16 protein-coding genes and 1 pseudogene are annotated in these 15,883 nt (G+C 59.7%); 3 read left to right on the forward strand and 14 right to left on the reverse strand.

Features of this window, described 5'->3' with window-relative positions; all coding sequences use genetic code 11:
* From ABIB90_RS38910 to ABIB90_RS38920, 3 genes and pseudogenes are all read left to right on the forward strand, one after another.
* Positions 1–191, forward strand: a pseudogene (locus ABIB90_RS38910) (hypothetical protein); the annotation flags it as partial.
* A gap of 64 nt (positions 192–255) precedes the next feature.
* On the forward strand, positions 256–582 hold the full coding sequence (locus ABIB90_RS38915; protein ID WP_354202679.1) for a LysR family transcriptional regulator: 327 nt from the start codon (positions 256–258) through the stop codon (positions 580–582).
* Between the two features lie 35 nt (positions 583–617).
* Positions 618–1,208: a LysR family substrate-binding domain-containing protein gene (locus tag ABIB90_RS38920; protein WP_354202709.1), complete on the forward strand. Its 591-nt coding sequence runs from the start codon at positions 618–620 to the stop codon at positions 1,206–1,208.
* On the opposite strand, the gene ABIB90_RS38925 is transcribed toward ABIB90_RS38920, so the two are convergent.
* From ABIB90_RS38925 to ABIB90_RS38990, 14 genes are all read right to left on the reverse strand, one after another.
* A complete protein-coding gene (locus ABIB90_RS38925; RefSeq protein WP_354202680.1) occupies positions 1,181–1,423 on the reverse strand; it encodes a DUF2274 domain-containing protein in 243 nt (80 codons plus the stop codon). The two genes, ABIB90_RS38920 and ABIB90_RS38925, sit on opposite strands and share 28 nt — an antisense overlap.
* A 6-nt stretch (positions 1,424–1,429) precedes the next feature.
* Entirely contained in the window at positions 1,430–2,635 is a 1,206-nt protein-coding gene (locus ABIB90_RS38930) for a TraB/TrbI/VirB10 family type IV secretion system protein (RefSeq protein WP_354202682.1), read from the reverse strand.
* Positions 2,632–3,606, reverse strand: coding sequence for a P-type conjugative transfer protein TrbG (gene trbG, locus ABIB90_RS38935; RefSeq protein ID WP_354202683.1), 975 nt, complete (start codon positions 3,604–3,606; stop codon positions 2,632–2,634). Before trbG ends, ABIB90_RS38930 begins: the two co-directional genes overlap by 4 nt.
* A 2-nt stretch (positions 3,607–3,608) precedes the next feature.
* Positions 3,609–4,289, reverse strand: coding sequence for a conjugal transfer protein TrbF (gene trbF, locus ABIB90_RS38940; protein ID WP_279668479.1), 681 nt, complete (start codon positions 4,287–4,289; stop codon positions 3,609–3,611).
* Between the two features lie 47 nt (positions 4,290–4,336).
* A complete protein-coding gene (trbL, locus tag ABIB90_RS38945) occupies positions 4,337–5,563 on the reverse strand; it encodes a P-type conjugative transfer protein TrbL (protein WP_354202685.1) in 1,227 nt (408 codons plus the stop codon).
* Between the two features lie 3 nt (positions 5,564–5,566).
* Positions 5,567–5,923 (reverse strand): putative entry exclusion protein TrbK-alt, encoded by a 357-nt coding sequence (gene trbK-alt, locus ABIB90_RS38950; RefSeq protein ID WP_354202686.1) that lies wholly within the window; start codon positions 5,921–5,923, stop codon positions 5,567–5,569.
* A gap of 20 nt (positions 5,924–5,943) precedes the next feature.
* A complete protein-coding gene (gene trbJ / locus ABIB90_RS38955; protein ID WP_279668482.1) occupies positions 5,944–6,678 on the reverse strand; it encodes a P-type conjugative transfer protein TrbJ in 735 nt (244 codons plus the stop codon).
* A complete protein-coding gene (gene trbE, locus ABIB90_RS38960; RefSeq protein WP_354202688.1) occupies positions 6,675–9,116 on the reverse strand; it encodes a conjugal transfer protein TrbE in 2,442 nt (813 codons plus the stop codon). The genes trbJ and trbE overlap by 4 nt, the downstream gene beginning before the upstream one ends.
* Before the next feature lie 8 nt (positions 9,117–9,124).
* The gene (locus ABIB90_RS38965; protein ID WP_354202689.1) at positions 9,125–9,388 is read right to left on the reverse strand and encodes a VirB3 family type IV secretion system protein; all 264 of its coding nucleotides are present in this window, start codon (positions 9,386–9,388) and stop codon (positions 9,125–9,127) included.
* Complete coding sequence (locus ABIB90_RS38970; RefSeq protein WP_430640214.1) at positions 9,388–9,714, reverse strand: TrbC/VirB2 family type IV secretion system protein; 327 nt, start codon at positions 9,712–9,714, stop codon at positions 9,388–9,390. The genes ABIB90_RS38965 and ABIB90_RS38970 overlap by 1 nt, the downstream gene beginning before the upstream one ends.
* Entirely contained in the window at positions 9,711–10,679 is a 969-nt protein-coding gene (gene trbB / locus ABIB90_RS38975) for a P-type conjugative transfer ATPase TrbB (RefSeq protein ID WP_502918259.1), read from the reverse strand. Before trbB ends, ABIB90_RS38970 begins: the two co-directional genes overlap by 4 nt.
* Before the next feature lie 621 nt (positions 10,680–11,300).
* Positions 11,301–12,596: a C4-dicarboxylate transporter DctA gene (gene dctA, locus ABIB90_RS38980; protein WP_279668486.1), complete on the reverse strand. Its 1,296-nt coding sequence runs from the start codon at positions 12,594–12,596 to the stop codon at positions 11,301–11,303.
* Positions 12,597–13,134: 538 nt separating this feature from the next.
* Entirely contained in the window at positions 13,135–14,349 is a 1,215-nt protein-coding gene (locus ABIB90_RS38985) for a TlpA disulfide reductase family protein (protein WP_354202690.1), read from the reverse strand.
* 221 nt (positions 14,350–14,570) lie between these two features.
* Positions 14,571–15,866, reverse strand: coding sequence for an MFS transporter (locus ABIB90_RS38990; protein WP_354202691.1), 1,296 nt, complete (start codon positions 15,864–15,866; stop codon positions 14,571–14,573).
* Between the last annotated feature and the right edge of the window lie 17 nt (positions 15,867–15,883).

The raw sequence follows: 15,883 nt of genomic DNA on the forward strand, positions 1-15,883 counted from the left end.
CAATGGGGCTCGTCCTGACCGCGCCGATCTGCGCCTTACAACGTTCATCGCAACCTCCAAACTCCTGGTGTTGCGACGACCGTTTGAATCCGCCCTTGGAGGTATCGAACGATGCTTTGGAGCGTATCCGCAAGATGGGGCGCATCGCGGGTCCGGTGCTTTGGGCGCCGGTGATCCGAGCGGCCGCGTAGGCCTTTCGAAGTACGATCAGTTGCGGCATCGCTCCCTATCGGGATCTCCGGTTGAGCATTAAAAATGCACAATTTCTTTCGATCAAGACCTTCTCTTCATGCCGGCAAAGCGCTTGAACTGAAACATCTGAGATCGGCCGTTACTGCGGCCGATTGCGGCGGCTTTCGTGGAGCCGCGGAGTTACTCAGGTCGCAACAGTCGAATGTTAGCCGGAGAATCGCCGAGATAGAACACCACTTGGGTGTTGCCCTTTTTGAGCGGCATAGCGGAGGTGTGCGTCCAACCCGCGCCGGCTGTGACGTTCTTCGGCTCGCTAGGAGTATTCTGGAGGAATTTGACGCACTCATCGCAACCGCGAGATCCGTTCAAAACAACAAACCGGCCGGCTGAGTGTCGGCTTCTGCACTGCGCTTTCGCCGGGCAGTCTGCAAGCCTCACTGCTCGAGTTCAAACAGGCCGTCCCGCAGATCGAAGTGGTGACAGTCGAACGATCGCGGACCCGTCTGGCAGCGGCACTTCGCAACGGCGTTCTCGACGTCCTGATCGTCACAGGGAACCTGCCGTTACTCGACAATAAAGCGATGTCCTTATGGAGCGAGCGTGTTCTGGTCGCCTTACCTCATGATCATAACCTCGCCGCGCGCGACATTGTCTACTGGACCGACCTACGCGGAGAGACGGTGCTGCTGAGCCATGACGACGCCGGAAACGAATTGGAAGACTTGTTGATTTCCAAGCTCGCCTCACGCGAGGATCGTCCCAGAATCGAGCGGCATGACGTCAGTCGCGGAATGATCAAGGGTCTGATCAGCACGAACACAGGAATCAGCCTCGTGCTAGAATCCGACACGATCATCAACGATGCAGACCTCGTCTACCGCGAGCTGCGCGACGATGCCGGTCCGAGCCATTTCGCGTTTTCGGCATACTGGCGAGCCGACAATGAAAATCCCGCCCGGGCCGCCTTCCTTAAGTTGCTCTCCGAGCGCTATCCCTCACCTCCGCTCGGACACTGACGCTGCCGGCGAGCCTTCCGGAAGCTCCTGTCGGCCGCCATGAACCGCTCCAACATGGGTGCGATAAGCTTGGCAGGATCTCCGACCGGTTGTCCCGTCTCTTTCGCGAGGATATCGGCGTAGGCCACGAGATCCCGGTGGATGCTCGCCGGCAGTTCGTGCGTGACCTTAACCGGCTTGTCGTCTTCGATTGCTCCGAGTTTAAGCTTCGGCAAAGTTCTTCACCCTCTGTATGGCTCAAGCACCAAGTCGCGGTTTACAATCACGCGCACCGGAAATCCCGGACGGATCGTCAACGTCGGCTGGATGTTGAGATTGCGACGGACCACCTGCTGGCCCGTCTGATTTATCGAATCGCCTGCCCCGCGACGGAGCGCGGCGATGAGGTCGCTGTTGCTGTTACCGCTATTCGCGCCGGAATTCACCTCGGTGCCCACAGCAAGAAGGGTCGAGAGCGCAGCCGCTCCCAACAGCTCCCTCCAATGAGTGTCGACTTGGTCCTCAAGGCCGGAGTAGCCCGCCGCATCGGCACCGGGCTGGCGCTCCAGCACGATCGATCGTCCATTCGGCATGATGAGCCGCGTCCACACCAGGAGCACCCGCGACTGTCCGAACGCGACTTGGCTGTCGTAAGTACCGATGAGCCTTGCTCCCTGCGGGATAAGGCGAGCCCGCCCCGTGGGACTATCATACACCGCTTCCGTGACCTGCGCCGTGATCTGGCCTGGCAGATCGGAGCGGATTCCCGTGATGAGGGCAGCTGGAATAACGGTGCCAGCTTGAACCATAAAAGGGGAGGCCGGATTTGCCAAACGGTCGAAGCTCGTTGTGCGCTTATCGACCGGTGCATTGACGAAGGCGAGTTTTCGTTCCTGCGCGTTCTGGGCGAAGACCTCATTGGAGGAGCTCGACGCCGTTGAAGGCGCCTCTCCCGGCGATGTCACGGCTGCCGGGGGCCGGACATTGCTGCTGACAAAGACCTTGCTGATGCGGGCCGCCTCCGATTCCTGATTGACCCGCTGCTGTTCGGCATCAATCCCAAGGGCACTCGATGAGGACGAGCCTTGGGCCGCAACGATTGGCCGGCCAAGATCGCCCGGCAAAGGCGGTCCAAGTCGTGGCACGTCCTTGGGCAGCGCGGCATAGTCCTTGGGCAGTGTCGTGACCTCATCGGCGACGTTGTGGTGATCGGTCGAGTAAAGCTCATCCGGAGCAGGCACTTGTGATCTCTTGCCCTGCAGGGCCCAGAACGCGGCGCCGCAGATCAGAACGAGCGCCAAAGCACTGGCCCCTGCAAGCACTTTGCGGGATAGGCGCGCAACCTGCGGCGGCGCGGCGCGGAGCCGCAAGCGTTCACCCACCTCTTCCGACGTCGCGGGCCGAGGAGCATCTTCGCCTCTTGCATTCCCCTGATCAGTATCGGTCACGAGGATCTCCCGTCGGTTCGCACGATCCGGACCTTCTGCTGGTGCTCCCCGCCCAGTTTCAATTCGGCGGCTGCGAAGAGACGGTCGACGATCAGCAGGTTTCCATAAGCGCGATAATTTACGAGTTCGGTGTCGCCGTCAGGCCCGATCACAAAGAGTGGCGGCATTTCGCCCTGACCGATACCGCCTGAGAATTCGATATAGACCTTGCGGCCGTCATCATAGGCATTGACAGGACGCCACGGCGGACTGTCTCCTTCGATGCTGTAACGATAGCGGCGCTGTGTCAGATCCGGAATCATGGGGGTGGGCGGCAGAGTTTTGCTACGCGAAGCTCTGTCCTCGGGATAAAACCACGCGACCGATGGCATGTAGGGCTTCTCGCGGGAGCGAAGCTCGATCAGGTAGGTGCGCCTGTCAGTGTTGACCACGAGGTTGGTCTCGATCGCAGGGCGGGTCGGTTTCACCATGATATGCACACGGCGCGTATCGCCGCTGCCGCTCTCGGTGTCGCCAACGACCCAGCGCACTGTATCTCCGGCGGCGACCGGCCCTGAGCCGATCAGTTGCTCGCCGGGCTGCAGCGCAATATCAGTGATCTGCCCGGGCGCGGCGTAGATCTGGTAAAGCGCGCCGGCACTGAAGGAAAACACTTGCACAGCATTGAAGTAGCCGGCCTTTCGGGGCTGCACCCGTGCCGCATCGTTTGCCGTTTCGATGCGCTCGATGGGCTCTTTGGCCTCGGCATTTTTTCCGCCGCGCGCGGGCCGCCAAGCGGGCGGAACATGCAGCGGTCGCGGACGATCCTCGGCAAGCGCCGGCAGGTCTGGCAGCGGCGGGACCTCGCTATCATAGCTGATCTGTGGAGGCTTGAAGACGGTGCAGCCGCCGAGGGCAGACACAGAGACCAGAAGAGCGAGCCGCAGGGTTGGCCGGACTTTCTCTATTACAAATACAAGACCTGACAGCATGACTAGCCGAGCTCCTTCGACCAATTGATTGCGTTGACATAAATGCCCAGGGGGTTCTTCCGCAGGCGATCGAGATCGCGCGGCACGTCCACAATGATGGTGAGGATCGCGCTCCACCGCTCGGTCGTGGCAAGCTGACCGTTGTCATAGCGGCGCTCGATCCAGGCTAAGCGAAAACTCTCGGGTGAGGCCCTGATGACGCTTGAGACCTCGACGGCAACTTGCGTTTTTCCGAGCTTGTCGAAGGGATTGTTGGTGCGGGCATAGTCATTGAGCGCGGCAGCACCGCGATCGGTGACAAAATCGTAGGCACGCAGCCAGTCCTGTCGCAGCACAATTGCGTCCAGCGGCAACCCGCGTACATGCTCGATGAACCGGGCCAGGTGAAACGCGATTTGCGGATCGCTCGGTTGATAGGTAGCGTTCGCGGGCGCAACAGTTTTCGCTTCACCCAGCTGGTCAACTTCCACGACCCATGGCGTGACGGTTCCCTGGGCCGACTGCCAGACCAGGGCGCCGGCAAAGCCCCCGGAGAGAAGCAGACAGGCAAAGGCCATCAGGCGCCAGTTCTTGGCCTGGACACGCGCTGAGCCAATGCGGTCATCCCAGACTTGCGCGGCGCGCTGATAGGGCGTGACCGGCTCGGGCGTGCGGCCATAGTGGACGTCCGATCGTTTGAACATGCTGTAACCTCAACACGTAAAGGAGATTGGGATTTCAGAACGACGCGTCAGCGGTCCTCTTGCGAGAGATCGACCGACCCACCGCTGCCACCGTGCTCGCCTGAGCGAACCGCCTGCGTCGCAGCTGATGCTCCATGACTGATCGTCTGGGCGCGCTTCATGCGGCGAACCCATGAAGGTGGGCTTTCAGATGAAGCGGCTGACGAGCTATTAGCGGCACCACCGCTGGTACCATCAGCTCCGGCAAAACGAGCTGCGAGGGAGCGCAATGGGCTTGCCGCAGGCGAGGCCTCCGTCGCACGCGACAGTCCACCTCCGCCAAACGCGCCGCTCGTAAAAGCTCTCGCCCCGGTGGCGGCACCAGCCGCCGCAGTTCCGGTCAACGCAGCGCCGGCGGAGGCAAGACCGGCTCCGGCCGCCACGACACCACCGGCCGCAAGGCCCGCACCAATGGCTGAGCCCGCAGCAAGCTGAGGCCCTCCGGAGACGATGCCGTTGGCGATACCGGGTCCGAAGATGCCGAGCCCCAACAAGGAAAGAGCGCCCAACACCAAAGCCATCGCATTCTCGATTGTGGGCTGGTTGCCGCCAAAGCCGGCCGTGAACTGCGAGAACAAGGTCGAGCCAATGCCGGCGATCATGGCCAGAACCAAGACCTTCACGCCGGAGGAGATGACGTTTCCCAAGACCCGCTCCGCCGCAAAGGCTGTCTTTCCGAACAGGCCGAAGGGGATCAGCACAAACCCTGCAAGTGTCGTCAGCTTGAACTCGATCAGAGTAACGAAGAGCTGGATTGCCAGAATGAAGAAGGCGAGCAGCACGACAATCCATGCGAACAGCAGAACCGCGATCTGGACAAAGTTTTCGAAGAAGCTGACGTAACCCATCAAGGAGGAGATCGAGTCCAGGATCGGCCGCCCGGCATCCAGCCCAACTTGCGCAATGCGACCTGGCCTTAAAAAATCTGCTGATGAAAGACTCGTGCCTGAGGCCTTAAGGCCTAAAGAGGCAAAGCTTTCGAAGACGATGCGCGCGAGGCTGTTCCAATTGCCGATCAAATATGCAAACACACCGACAAACAGGGTTTTCTTGACCAGACGGGCAATAATGTCCTCTTCGGTCCCCAACGACCAGAACAGGCCCGCAAGCGTCAGGTCGATGGCGGCAAGCGTGGTCGCGAGATACCCGACTTCCCCGCCCAAGAGACCAAACCCGGAGTCGATATATCGGGTAAACGTCTCGAGGAACTGGTCGATGACACCGGTGCTGCCCATCGGTCACTCACTTCGGGCGGGAACGATGGGGTAGCCCGAAGGCAAGCGGCTGTTGTCCTTTGGCGGCACAGGTGATGCTGGCCCAGCGCTTGCCGCCTCGCTGTCTGAACGCGGCGAAAACCTGTCCTTTTGGCTGAGGAATTGCCGGCGCTGCTCGGCCCAGATCTTCTGGCATTCAAGAAGAGCGTCCCGCTGCTCGTAGGTGACGGCGCGGCAACGCTCGAGCTTCGCCGCCACAGGATTTGCAACGTGATCTAGCGAGGCATTCGACTGAGCTGTTTCGGTTTCGTTGCCACGGAGCTGGATTGCGCAGGCGGCAACGACGAGGGCAGCGAGCGCCAAGGCGATCGCGGTAGACATCCGTTCAAATCTACTGGTCATTAGTGGAACATCTGCACGGTTGTGGGTTGATAGGCTTGGCCTTGGTGAAGGAAGCGCCGGAGCTGCTCCCTGCCCTGATCCTGGGCCGCAGCGCGTTGGGCCGACTCAAGAGTTTGCGAGCGCCCTTGGGCTGCGACGGCGGCCGTCAGATCGGCAAGCTGCTGCGCCTGAAGTGCGATCAGCTGATTGCCGGCCTGGCTTGCCTGCAACGCGCCTGTCGCTCCCTGGCTGGCGGTCACGAGCGCCGATAATTGCGTGCGGTTGGTGTCGAGATTGCCGACAACGGTGGCCTGAACCCGCATGGCGTCTTGGAAACCGGCCACCGAATTTTGCCAGCGCGCTTGGGCGTTACCGATCAGCATCTGGTCGGACATGCTCGCAGATGAGGGGGCGTAGGTGGTTGAGAATGCGCTGTCGATTTGTTGGACCTGGTAGCCAATTCTCTGCGCCTGAGCGAGAAGCTGCTGGGTGCGCTGAATCGATTGCTCGAGCTGCTGCAAGGACGAGTATGGCAGATTTGCGAGATTCTTGGCCTGATTGACCAGCATCTGCGCCTCGTTCTGGAGCGAAGTGATCTGGTTGTTGATCTGCTGCAATTCGCGCGCAGCCGTCAGCAAGTTCTGTGCATAATTATTCGGATCGAACACGATCCACTGCGCGCTGGCTTGCCGAGGCGCCTCCGAAACAGCAATGGCGATCAAGCTCGCCGCCAGGAGGAGACCGAACCGACTCATGAGCTTCCTCCATGCCTGGCTAGCTGCGGAATAAGGTCGCAGGCCCAACCAAGATCGCGCGCCTGTAGCCAACCCATGACGAATTCCTCCCTTCCCTTCTCGGCCAGCACCCGCTCGATGAGCGCCTGGTCGGTCTTGGAAGAGGCGGCCGTAAAGGCGAGCGCGATCTCGCCAAGACCGAGCTCGAACAGTCGATTGCCGCAGCGCGACTGGCAGTAGTAATCACGCTTGGGGGTCGCGCGGGCGAGGATCTCGATCTGGCGGTCGTTCAGTCCAAAGCGCCGATAAATCGCGGTGATTTGTGGCTCGATAGCGCGGTCGTTCGGGAGCAGAATTCGGGTTGGACAGCTCTCGATGACGGCGGGCGCGATTTCCGAGCCATCGATGTCGGCAAGCGACTGGGTTGCGAAAATGACTGAGGCGTTCTTCTTGCGCAGAGTCTTGAGCCATTCGCGAAGCTTGCCCGCAAACCCGGCATCATCGAGCGCGAGCCAGCCCTCATCGATGATAAGGAGCGTTGGACGGCCATCGAAACGATCCTCAATCCTGTGGAACAGATAGGCGAGCACTGCCGACGCGACGGGCGTCCCGATCAATCCGTCGGTCTCGAAGACCTGCACGGATGAATCCCCAAGCCGCTCGCCTTCGCCATCCAAGAGCCGCTCATACGGCCCACCCAAGCAAAAAGGGTGTAGTGCGCGCTTTAAGGCATTGGATTGGAGAAGAACGGAAAGGCCCGTGAGCGTACGCTCTTCAAGGGGAGCCGAGGCGAGTGACGTCAGGGCCGACCAAACGTGATCCTTGGTTTCGGGGCCGACATCGATCCGTTCACGGGCTAGAATCGAGGCAATCCATTCGGATGCCCAGGCGCGCTCTGCGATATCATCGATGCGCGCAAGAGGCTGGAGAGCGACAAACTCACTGGTTTCGCTCCCAATCGCGCCGCCGAGATCGTGCCAGTCTCCTCCCATGGCGATGCTAGCTGCCCGGATCGACCCGCCAAAATCGAAGGCAAAGATCTGCGCATCGTCATAGCGGCGGAACTGCAGCGCCATGAGCGCGAGCAGAACCGACTTTCCGGCTCCCGTCGGCCCGACAACCAGCGTGTGCCCGACATCTCCAACATGCAGTGAAAACCGGAACGGGGTCGATCCCTCGGTCTTGCCGAAGAAAAGCGGCGGCGCTTTGAAGTGGTGGTCCCTCACCTCACCGGCCCATACGGCCGAAAGCGGGATCATATGGGCAAGATTCAAGGTGGAAAGCGGCGGCTGACGGACGTTGGCGTAAGTTTGTCCCGGCAGACTGCCGAGCCAGGCTTCCACTGCATTGACTGTCTCCACCATGCAGGTGAAGTCCCGCCCCTGGATCGCTTTCTCGACGAGCCGCAGTTTTTCGTCGGCGGCGCCGCCATCCCTGTCCCAGACCGTGACCGTCGCTGTTACAAGGGCCTCACCGATCTGATCCGAGCCCAGTTCCTGAAGCGCGCTATCTGCATCAATCGCCTTGTTGTGAGCATCACTATCGAGAAGACTTGAAGCCTCGTTCGTCATCACCTCCTTCAGAATCGCGGCGATCGACTTCCGCTTGGCGAACCATTGCCGTCGGATCCGGGTCAGGAGCCTTAAAGCATCCGCCTTATCGAGCATGATGGCCCGGGTCGACCAGCGATATGGAAAGGGCAACCGATTGAGGTCATCGAGAATCCCGGGGGTGGTCGCGGTCGGAAAGCCCACCACCGTCAGAACGCGCAAATGCGCCTCGCCCAGCATCGGCTCGAGTCCACCCGTGAGCGGCTGATCGGCAAGTAGCGCGTCGAGATACATGGGGATTTCAGGGACGCGAACCCGATGCCGCCTGGTCGAGATCGTCGAGTGCAGGTAGGTCAGTGTTGCCTCATCATCGAGCCACCTGCACTCCGGCATAAAGCCTTCCACAAGCTGCAAGACGCGGTTGGTCCGGTCGATGAAGCCGCCCAGCACCTCTCGTGCATCTACCACGCCCGTGCGATGACTGCCCTCGTACAGGAGCCGCTCAGCCATGGCGGCCCCCTCCGCTGGCGGCAAATAAAGGAACGTCAGGTAATAGCTTGATTCAAAATGAGCGCCTGTCTCTTCAAATTGCGCTTTCCGCTCCGCGTCGACCAAGGCGGATGCGACATCCGGGAACGTGTCGGGCGGATAGCGCCCTGCCGAATGCCGTTGCGCCTCGACGAAAACCGCCCACCCCGATCCGAGACGCCGGAGCGCGTTGTTCAGCCGGCTTGCGACCCCAACAAGCTCAGCCGGCACAGAACTGTCGAGGTCCGGTCCCCTGAACCGCGCCGTCCGCTGAAACGAGCCATCCTTGTTCAATACAATTCCCTCGTCGACGAGCGCGGCCCAGGGGAGGAAGTCGGCAAGGCGCGTATTCGAGCGGCGGTATTCGGCAAGATTCATCATATGCAACTCTAGGAGCTGAGGTGGCTTGGAATGCGGACGTGCCGGCGCACGACTTCCACGAAATCGGGATCGCGTTTTGCGGCCCAGACGGCGGCCATGTGGCCGACGAACCAGAAAAGAAGGCCGGCAACCCACAGGCGCAGCCCAAGAACGAGTGCAGCCGCTAACGTGCCGTTGGCGATCGCCACGGCGCGCGGCGCACCGCCCATCAGGATCGGCTCGGTGAGCGCACGATGCACGGGCGCGATAAAGCCTGCGACAGGCGCCTCCATCAGATCACCACGCCGCCGCCGAAGGAGAAGAAAGACAGAAAGAAGCTTGATGCCGCAAAGGCAATGGACAGACCGAACACGATCTGAACCAGGCGACGAAAGCCACCAGACGTGTCGCCAAATGCGAGCGATAGCCCGGTCACGATGATAATGATGACGGCGATAATCTTGGCGACGGGACCCTCGACCGATTGCAAAATCTGATTGAGCGGCTGCTCCCACGGCATGTTTGAGCCAGCGGCCCAAGCCGGGACACTGCTCAGCCAAAGGGTCACAATGGCCGTGGCCGGAATGCTGGCGCGGCGAAGAGATGAAGGCATCGTCATGACCGGTCTCCAATTGCAGATAGGCTGTAATCACCTGATGCTCCTAAGCCGGTGACGCGGGCGAGCTCGCTCAAGCGGCGTTCGGCGCCGCGGCCGCTGAGCACCGCGATCACGTTGATTGTTTCGGCGATAAGCGGCCGCGGGACTGTGACGACAGCTTCCTGGACCAGTTGCTCGAGCCGGCGTAGCGCCCCGAGCGCCGTTCCGGCATGGATCGTGCCGATTCCGCCCGGATGTCCTGTGCCCCAAGCCTTGAGCAAATCGAGCGCTTCGGCTCCGCGCACCTCACCAATGGGAATACGATCGGGGCGCAGGCGAAGCGACGAACGGACCAGGTCGGAGAGCGAGATCAAGCCGTCCTTCGTGCGAAGCGCCACGAGGTTTGGCGCCAAGCACTGAAGCTCGCGCGTATCTTCGATGAGAACGACCCGATCAGTCGTTTTAGCGACCTCGGCGAGAAGGGCATTGGTCAGTGTCGTCTTGCCGGTGGAGGTGCCGCCGGCGACCAGAATGTTCTTGCGCGCGCGAACTGCATCCCTCAATGCGCCGGCCTGATCCGGCGTCATGATGCCAACCGCGACATAATCCTCGAGGCTGAACACGGCAACCGCCGGCTTTCGGATCGCGAATGTTGGCGCGGCAACGACCGGCGGCAGCAGCCCCTCGAACCGCTCCCCCGTCTCGGGCAGCTCGGCAGAGATCCTTGGGCTCCCCGGATGAACCTCGGCACCCACGTAGTGAGCCACCACGCGAATAATTCGCTCTCCATCAGAGGGGGATATATTCTCGCCAGTATCCGTAAGGCCGCTCGACAGTCGGTCGATCCACAATCGGCCATCGGGATTGAGCATCACCTCGACGATTGCCGGATCTTCCAAATATCCTGCGATCGCAGGCCCCAGCGCGGTACGCAGCATACGCGCTCCGCGCAAGTTCGCTTCTGAATCAAAAGAATGGATCGCCACGATTTGCCCCAAGCTGCTGAGGCCGCTTCGGCGCCTCATCTGGAGGCAATAAAAGGCAGGTCCTGTATTACCGCAACAAAGGGGATATGCCGTTCGTAGCCTAGCGTAGAAGAAGAAGCATTTGAAAAGAGCTGGCTTGACGCGCCGACGGCGAGGCGAGAAATCAGCAATGACCAGCGTTGACTATTTCTACGCCTCTCGCGGTAGCGATGTTTGCTCAGGCTCCGTTGCTTCTCCTGAACCACTGTCGTTCGCCCACGTGGGCACGATTGAGATCCCGCATTTTTGGGAAAGCTCAACCCGGGGATAATGAACCACACCAGCCGGCGGGCTGCCGCAAACACCAATCCGAAAGGCTGGTCTGGTACACCACCCCGAGTGTCGCGCCCCCTGCAGGACCATTTCTTCCAAATCAGGCCGGCCGACTACTGCACGAGAATTGCCAACGCAAAATGCAGGAGTTCAAAGAGTGATTTCTAGTCCGCAATTGCAGCAAGTTCTGGAAATCTTGCCGCCTTTAGCTGGCGCTCCCGAACAGGATTGAACCGCGACTTTTGCTGGCCCGCGGCATTCTGTTGGCGACGGTATTGGCCGTCGCCGGGCCGAGCTGAGCTCGCACATCTACTTGAGCTGCGCGTGTAGCGAGACATGGTCGAGTTCGCCTTCCCACCAGGACACGAATACCGCGGCAACACCGTTCCCGATGATGTTCGTAAGCGCGCGCACCTCGCTCATGAACTTGTCGATCGAGAATACGATCGCAATGCCCGGCACAAGCTCAGGACTGACCACCGTCAACGTTGCGGCCAGGGTGACGAAGCCGGCACCAGTAACACCGCTTGCGCCCTTCGAGGTGAGCATCGCCACAACCAGTATCGTGAGCTGCTGGCCAAAGTTGAGATCGACCCCGAGCGCCTGTGCGATGAACAAGGTCGCCAACGTCATGTAAATGTTGGTCCCATCCAAATTGAAAGAGTATCCTGTCGGCACCACTAGGCCAACGACCGGCTTGGAACAGCCCAGCCGTTCGAGCTTTTCCATCAACTGCGGCAGCGCGCTTTCGGACGACGACGTTCCGAGCACGATCAGCAGCTCATCCTTGATGTAGACGATGAACTTTAGGATAGAAAAGCCGACCAAGCGCGCGATCAGGCCAAGCACAATGAGCACGAAGAGCCCGGCTGTCACATAGAACAGCGCAACCAATCCGATGAGTTTACCGAGCGCGGAGGGGCCGAATTCGCCGATGGTGTAGGCCATCGCGCCGAACGCTCCGATCGGCGCGGCCTTCATCACGATCCTAATGACACCAAACACCGCGTGCGCAGCATCGTCAACCAGACCGCGCATCCGCTCACCTCGCTCGCCAAGCGCCATCAACGAGAACCCGAATAGGATGGCAAACAGCAGCACCTGTAACACGTCGCCTCGCGCCAGGGCGCCAACCACGCTATCAGGAATGATATTGAGGAGGAAATCGACCGCCTTCTGCCCCTCCGCCGACTTGACGTAGTTGGCTACCGCCGCGGCATCAGCCCTGGGAGCGAGCCCATGACCTACCTGAACGAGATTGCCCATCACGAGACCCAGGACAAGCGCGAAGGTTGATACGATCTCGAAGTAAAGCAGCGCCTTGACCCCGACTCGGCCGACCTTTCGTGCATCCTGAACATGCGCAATTCCGGACACAACAGTGCAGAAGATGATCGGCGCGATCACCATCTTGATCAGCTTGATGAAGCCATCACCAAGTGCTTTGACCCAGCTGCTCGTCCCCACAGCAGGCCACAACCAGCCAACGAGAATGCCAATCAGGATCGCTATGAGTACCTGGACGTAAAGAACTTTGTACCAGGGGCCAGATGGCTGGAACAGGGCGGCGGCTTCGACAGAGCGGCGCTGGCGGCGATTGTACATCACGCTCCCCCCGGGGCCGTGGTAGCAAAGAGGGGTGTCAATGAAGGTACAGCTTCGCTCAGTGTTCCTTCAGTGCGGGGCGCAGGGGAATCTGACGGCTCCGAACAGCACAGTCCAGAGCCACGGATTGGCACCTCTCCCGAATCGGCTTGCCGTCTAAGCGAAACGAGGTTCTGAAGCGCTTCTGAGAGCAGCGATGGAATCTTGAGAAAGCTTCCTTGAGAGCTGGAAAGCATCAGCGTCACCACCCATTTCTATTTTTTTGTTGTTCGAAGATGCCATCCAGCATCTTCTAAGACGCCAGCCTTAGCAGCCGGCGACCACTCTTCACCTGGACAGGCACTCTCGCCTATCACACCCAAGCGTGGCGCATCTTGAAGAAACATTCGCCGTAAATATCTTGTGGTGGTCGGCTCGCCCGCGTTCAACCGCTCACTCGTCTTGTCCTCACCTCAAGGTGAATGTCCCGACATTCCCAATCGGCATCGATTTCGATCGCAAAACCACGAGGCCGAAAAGACATGCCAAGCAGCATTGCTCACGCTGCTTCCCTTGGCGATCTCGATTCCGGTTTTTCGGGAGCCGTGTTTTGCGGCGCTGAACAGCACTCCTCGTGTGAGAGCTTCTCACTCCTGTAGCTCGCCAAGGCCTGGAGAGAGCCGTGCACGACGTCACGTTTCGCACGATCCGAGGCAGGCGCTGCATCCAGCCACTGCAGCGCCACCTCGGCCAATTCGATCGCGCGATCCCTCTTACCGGCCTCGTAATAGTACTGAGCGACCGCCCCGTACGACAGGAACTTCGCGCTCTCGCTGCCTTGAGGCGGATTCGCCGCCAGGATGTGTTCGGAGAGGTCCTTGCCCATGGCGAAGCGCTCTGCATGTGGGAAACCGGAGTAGTCTTTCGCTGGGTCGAACAGTTGGCGGATGGCCACGCTCATCCAAACCAACGATTTCTTGTCGATCGCGTCGCGAACCAATTGGCGCAATACCGGCAGGCCGGCCCCCATGTCGCGCATCTTGTGAAGCAACAATTCCGCATGAAGCCCGCGGAAGGTGACCTCGTCCGGCATCGCAGCGAGTGCCTCCTCAACCGCCGAAAGGGCTGCCGCCCAATCCTTACTTTTCACGGCGGGTTCAAGTCTGGCAAAGATCGGCTCCACCAGCGCTCGCTTCTGCGATAGTTCGCGCTTTCTGCGTCGGCCCGTGTTTATCCTCTCCGCATCCAGCGCTTTGGCTTCATCGCTCACTACCCAGGAGCCGTTCATAATTTTGGGCAACGCGTTATCGAGTTGCGTCGGATGGCCGATAAAGGCCAAGCGGCCGTCACGGTCGACCACGAATGACGTGGGAATCCCGACAGAAAAGCTGGGATCCATCCAAAGCTTGTTCATTTCGTCCGCGTAGTCGAATGCGATCGCGTAGTTCAGATTCGGCATGTTCTTCGTCAACCAGGCGTCCAGGCTGGCTCGCGCTTCATCTGCCGTCAAAGCTTGTTCGTGAGCCGCGATGCCCACCGCCTCAACTCCATTGTTCCTGTATTTGTCTTGCAGGATCACCAAATTGGCCATTGAGGCGATACATATTCCGGACCACGTCGCCCAAAATTCGACGATGTATACTTTCCCAGGCTCGAACTTTGTAACCGGCTGGCCACGTAGCCAGTCCTCAACTTTGATCAAGGGGGCCCGCGAACCGACACTCAGCACATTCGCCGCACCGACTTGACTTGCGCTCAAGGTCAGACTGGTCATTGCTCAAACTCGCTTTACCTGGCTCTGCCGAGAAAAATAGCAAGTCGCATGCCAGTCAGCGCTCATTGATATTACACATTTTTCGTATCATTCCTGTCGACCTTGCGACGCATGTCGCATATCCGACCAGCTGTTTGGGGCATCTCAGGCAATCAGTCGGCCGAACGTTCTTGACGCACCTGTAGACCGACGAGGCGGGAAGACAGGCAGCAAGGCCGAGTTCACCACTCCCCATCCTGATCGGTTTCCAGGATGACCATTTCAGCGCTGGGGATCACGACGTGAACTGACCTGCTTTGGTCCGTCGACTTGCGCTTGAGGGCGATTTGAGATTTCCAGTTCAACTTTTTGAGCCAAGGGGCGATGAACCAGACCAGCGCGGCCAGCTGCAGCAGCACATTGATACTGAACGCCGTCTGATACGCGATTGAGGGGTAGTGTCCGTCCTTTGCCGGCCATTGCTCGAGAATTAACCCCGTCCCGTACTGGACCAGGAAAGCCCATCCGAAATGCAGAACGTTGAGCACGCCGTTTGCGCGGGCGATCAATTCGGCCGGAAAGTAATCTCCGATGATCGCGTAGCTGAGGGCGATTGCTGATCCCACCACCGCCACAATGATCCATGACGGAAGCGACAGGAAAGGTGGATGCAAGATCAGCGCGAGCTCGGCTGCAATGAACACAGCAGCTATGATCGCAAGCAACGTTTCAATGTTCTTGCCATGCCGGCGCAGCGAATCGGCGATTGCACCGAGCAGCAATGCGCCAATGCTTAGGGCTATCGCCATGATGAGCAATTGTGTGACAAGGCTTGCTCGATCCAACCCTTCCACATCGCTCAGCCAAGACGCTGCCCACAAGGACTGCAGGGCCCATGCGGATCCGATACATGTTGAAGAAATCGGCGCAATTCTCCAGAACCGCCCATCCGTATAGACGGTCTTCAGACTGACTATCCCTCGAGGACTCGTCGTAGCTACGTCTTGCTCTGGAACTAAAAAATAGATCACAGCGGCTGCGGTGGTACTGGATGCGGCAAGCACCTCAAATAGACCGCGCCAGCCTATCCAGTTAAGCAATGCCTCGGCTGGTGCGGTTGCCGTCACCGCGCCCAGTGCACCCAGCATGATCATATAGCCATTGACGAGCGCCACGCGCTCTCTCGGAAACCAGAGGACAATTGTTTTCAGGCCAGACATGAGGGAAGCTGCGGTGCCAAACGCTATCATCGCGCGACCAAGCAGAAGCGACAGGAATCCGCTCGATAATCCGAAAAGTGCAGCGCCTGCGGCGGCCAGCAGCAAGAGCGCACTTTGGACCCGGCGCGGACCAAAGCGATCCAAGAGTATGCCGAGCGGGATCTGGCTGCCGGTAACGATCAGAAAGTAGATCGAGGCCAGCAGACCCAAATCGGCTGTACCAAGCTCGAATTCAGAGGCGAGGCGGCCACAAATGAGCGTATTGATCATCCGAAACAGGTAGGAAAGATAATATCCCGCGGCAAAGGGAAGGAACACGTAAGAGATGATCCGCC

Origin of the sequence: Bradyrhizobium sp. JR4.1 (assembly GCF_040548605.1) — a bacterium.
GTDB classification, from domain to species: domain Bacteria; phylum Pseudomonadota; class Alphaproteobacteria; order Rhizobiales; family Xanthobacteraceae; genus Bradyrhizobium; species Bradyrhizobium canariense.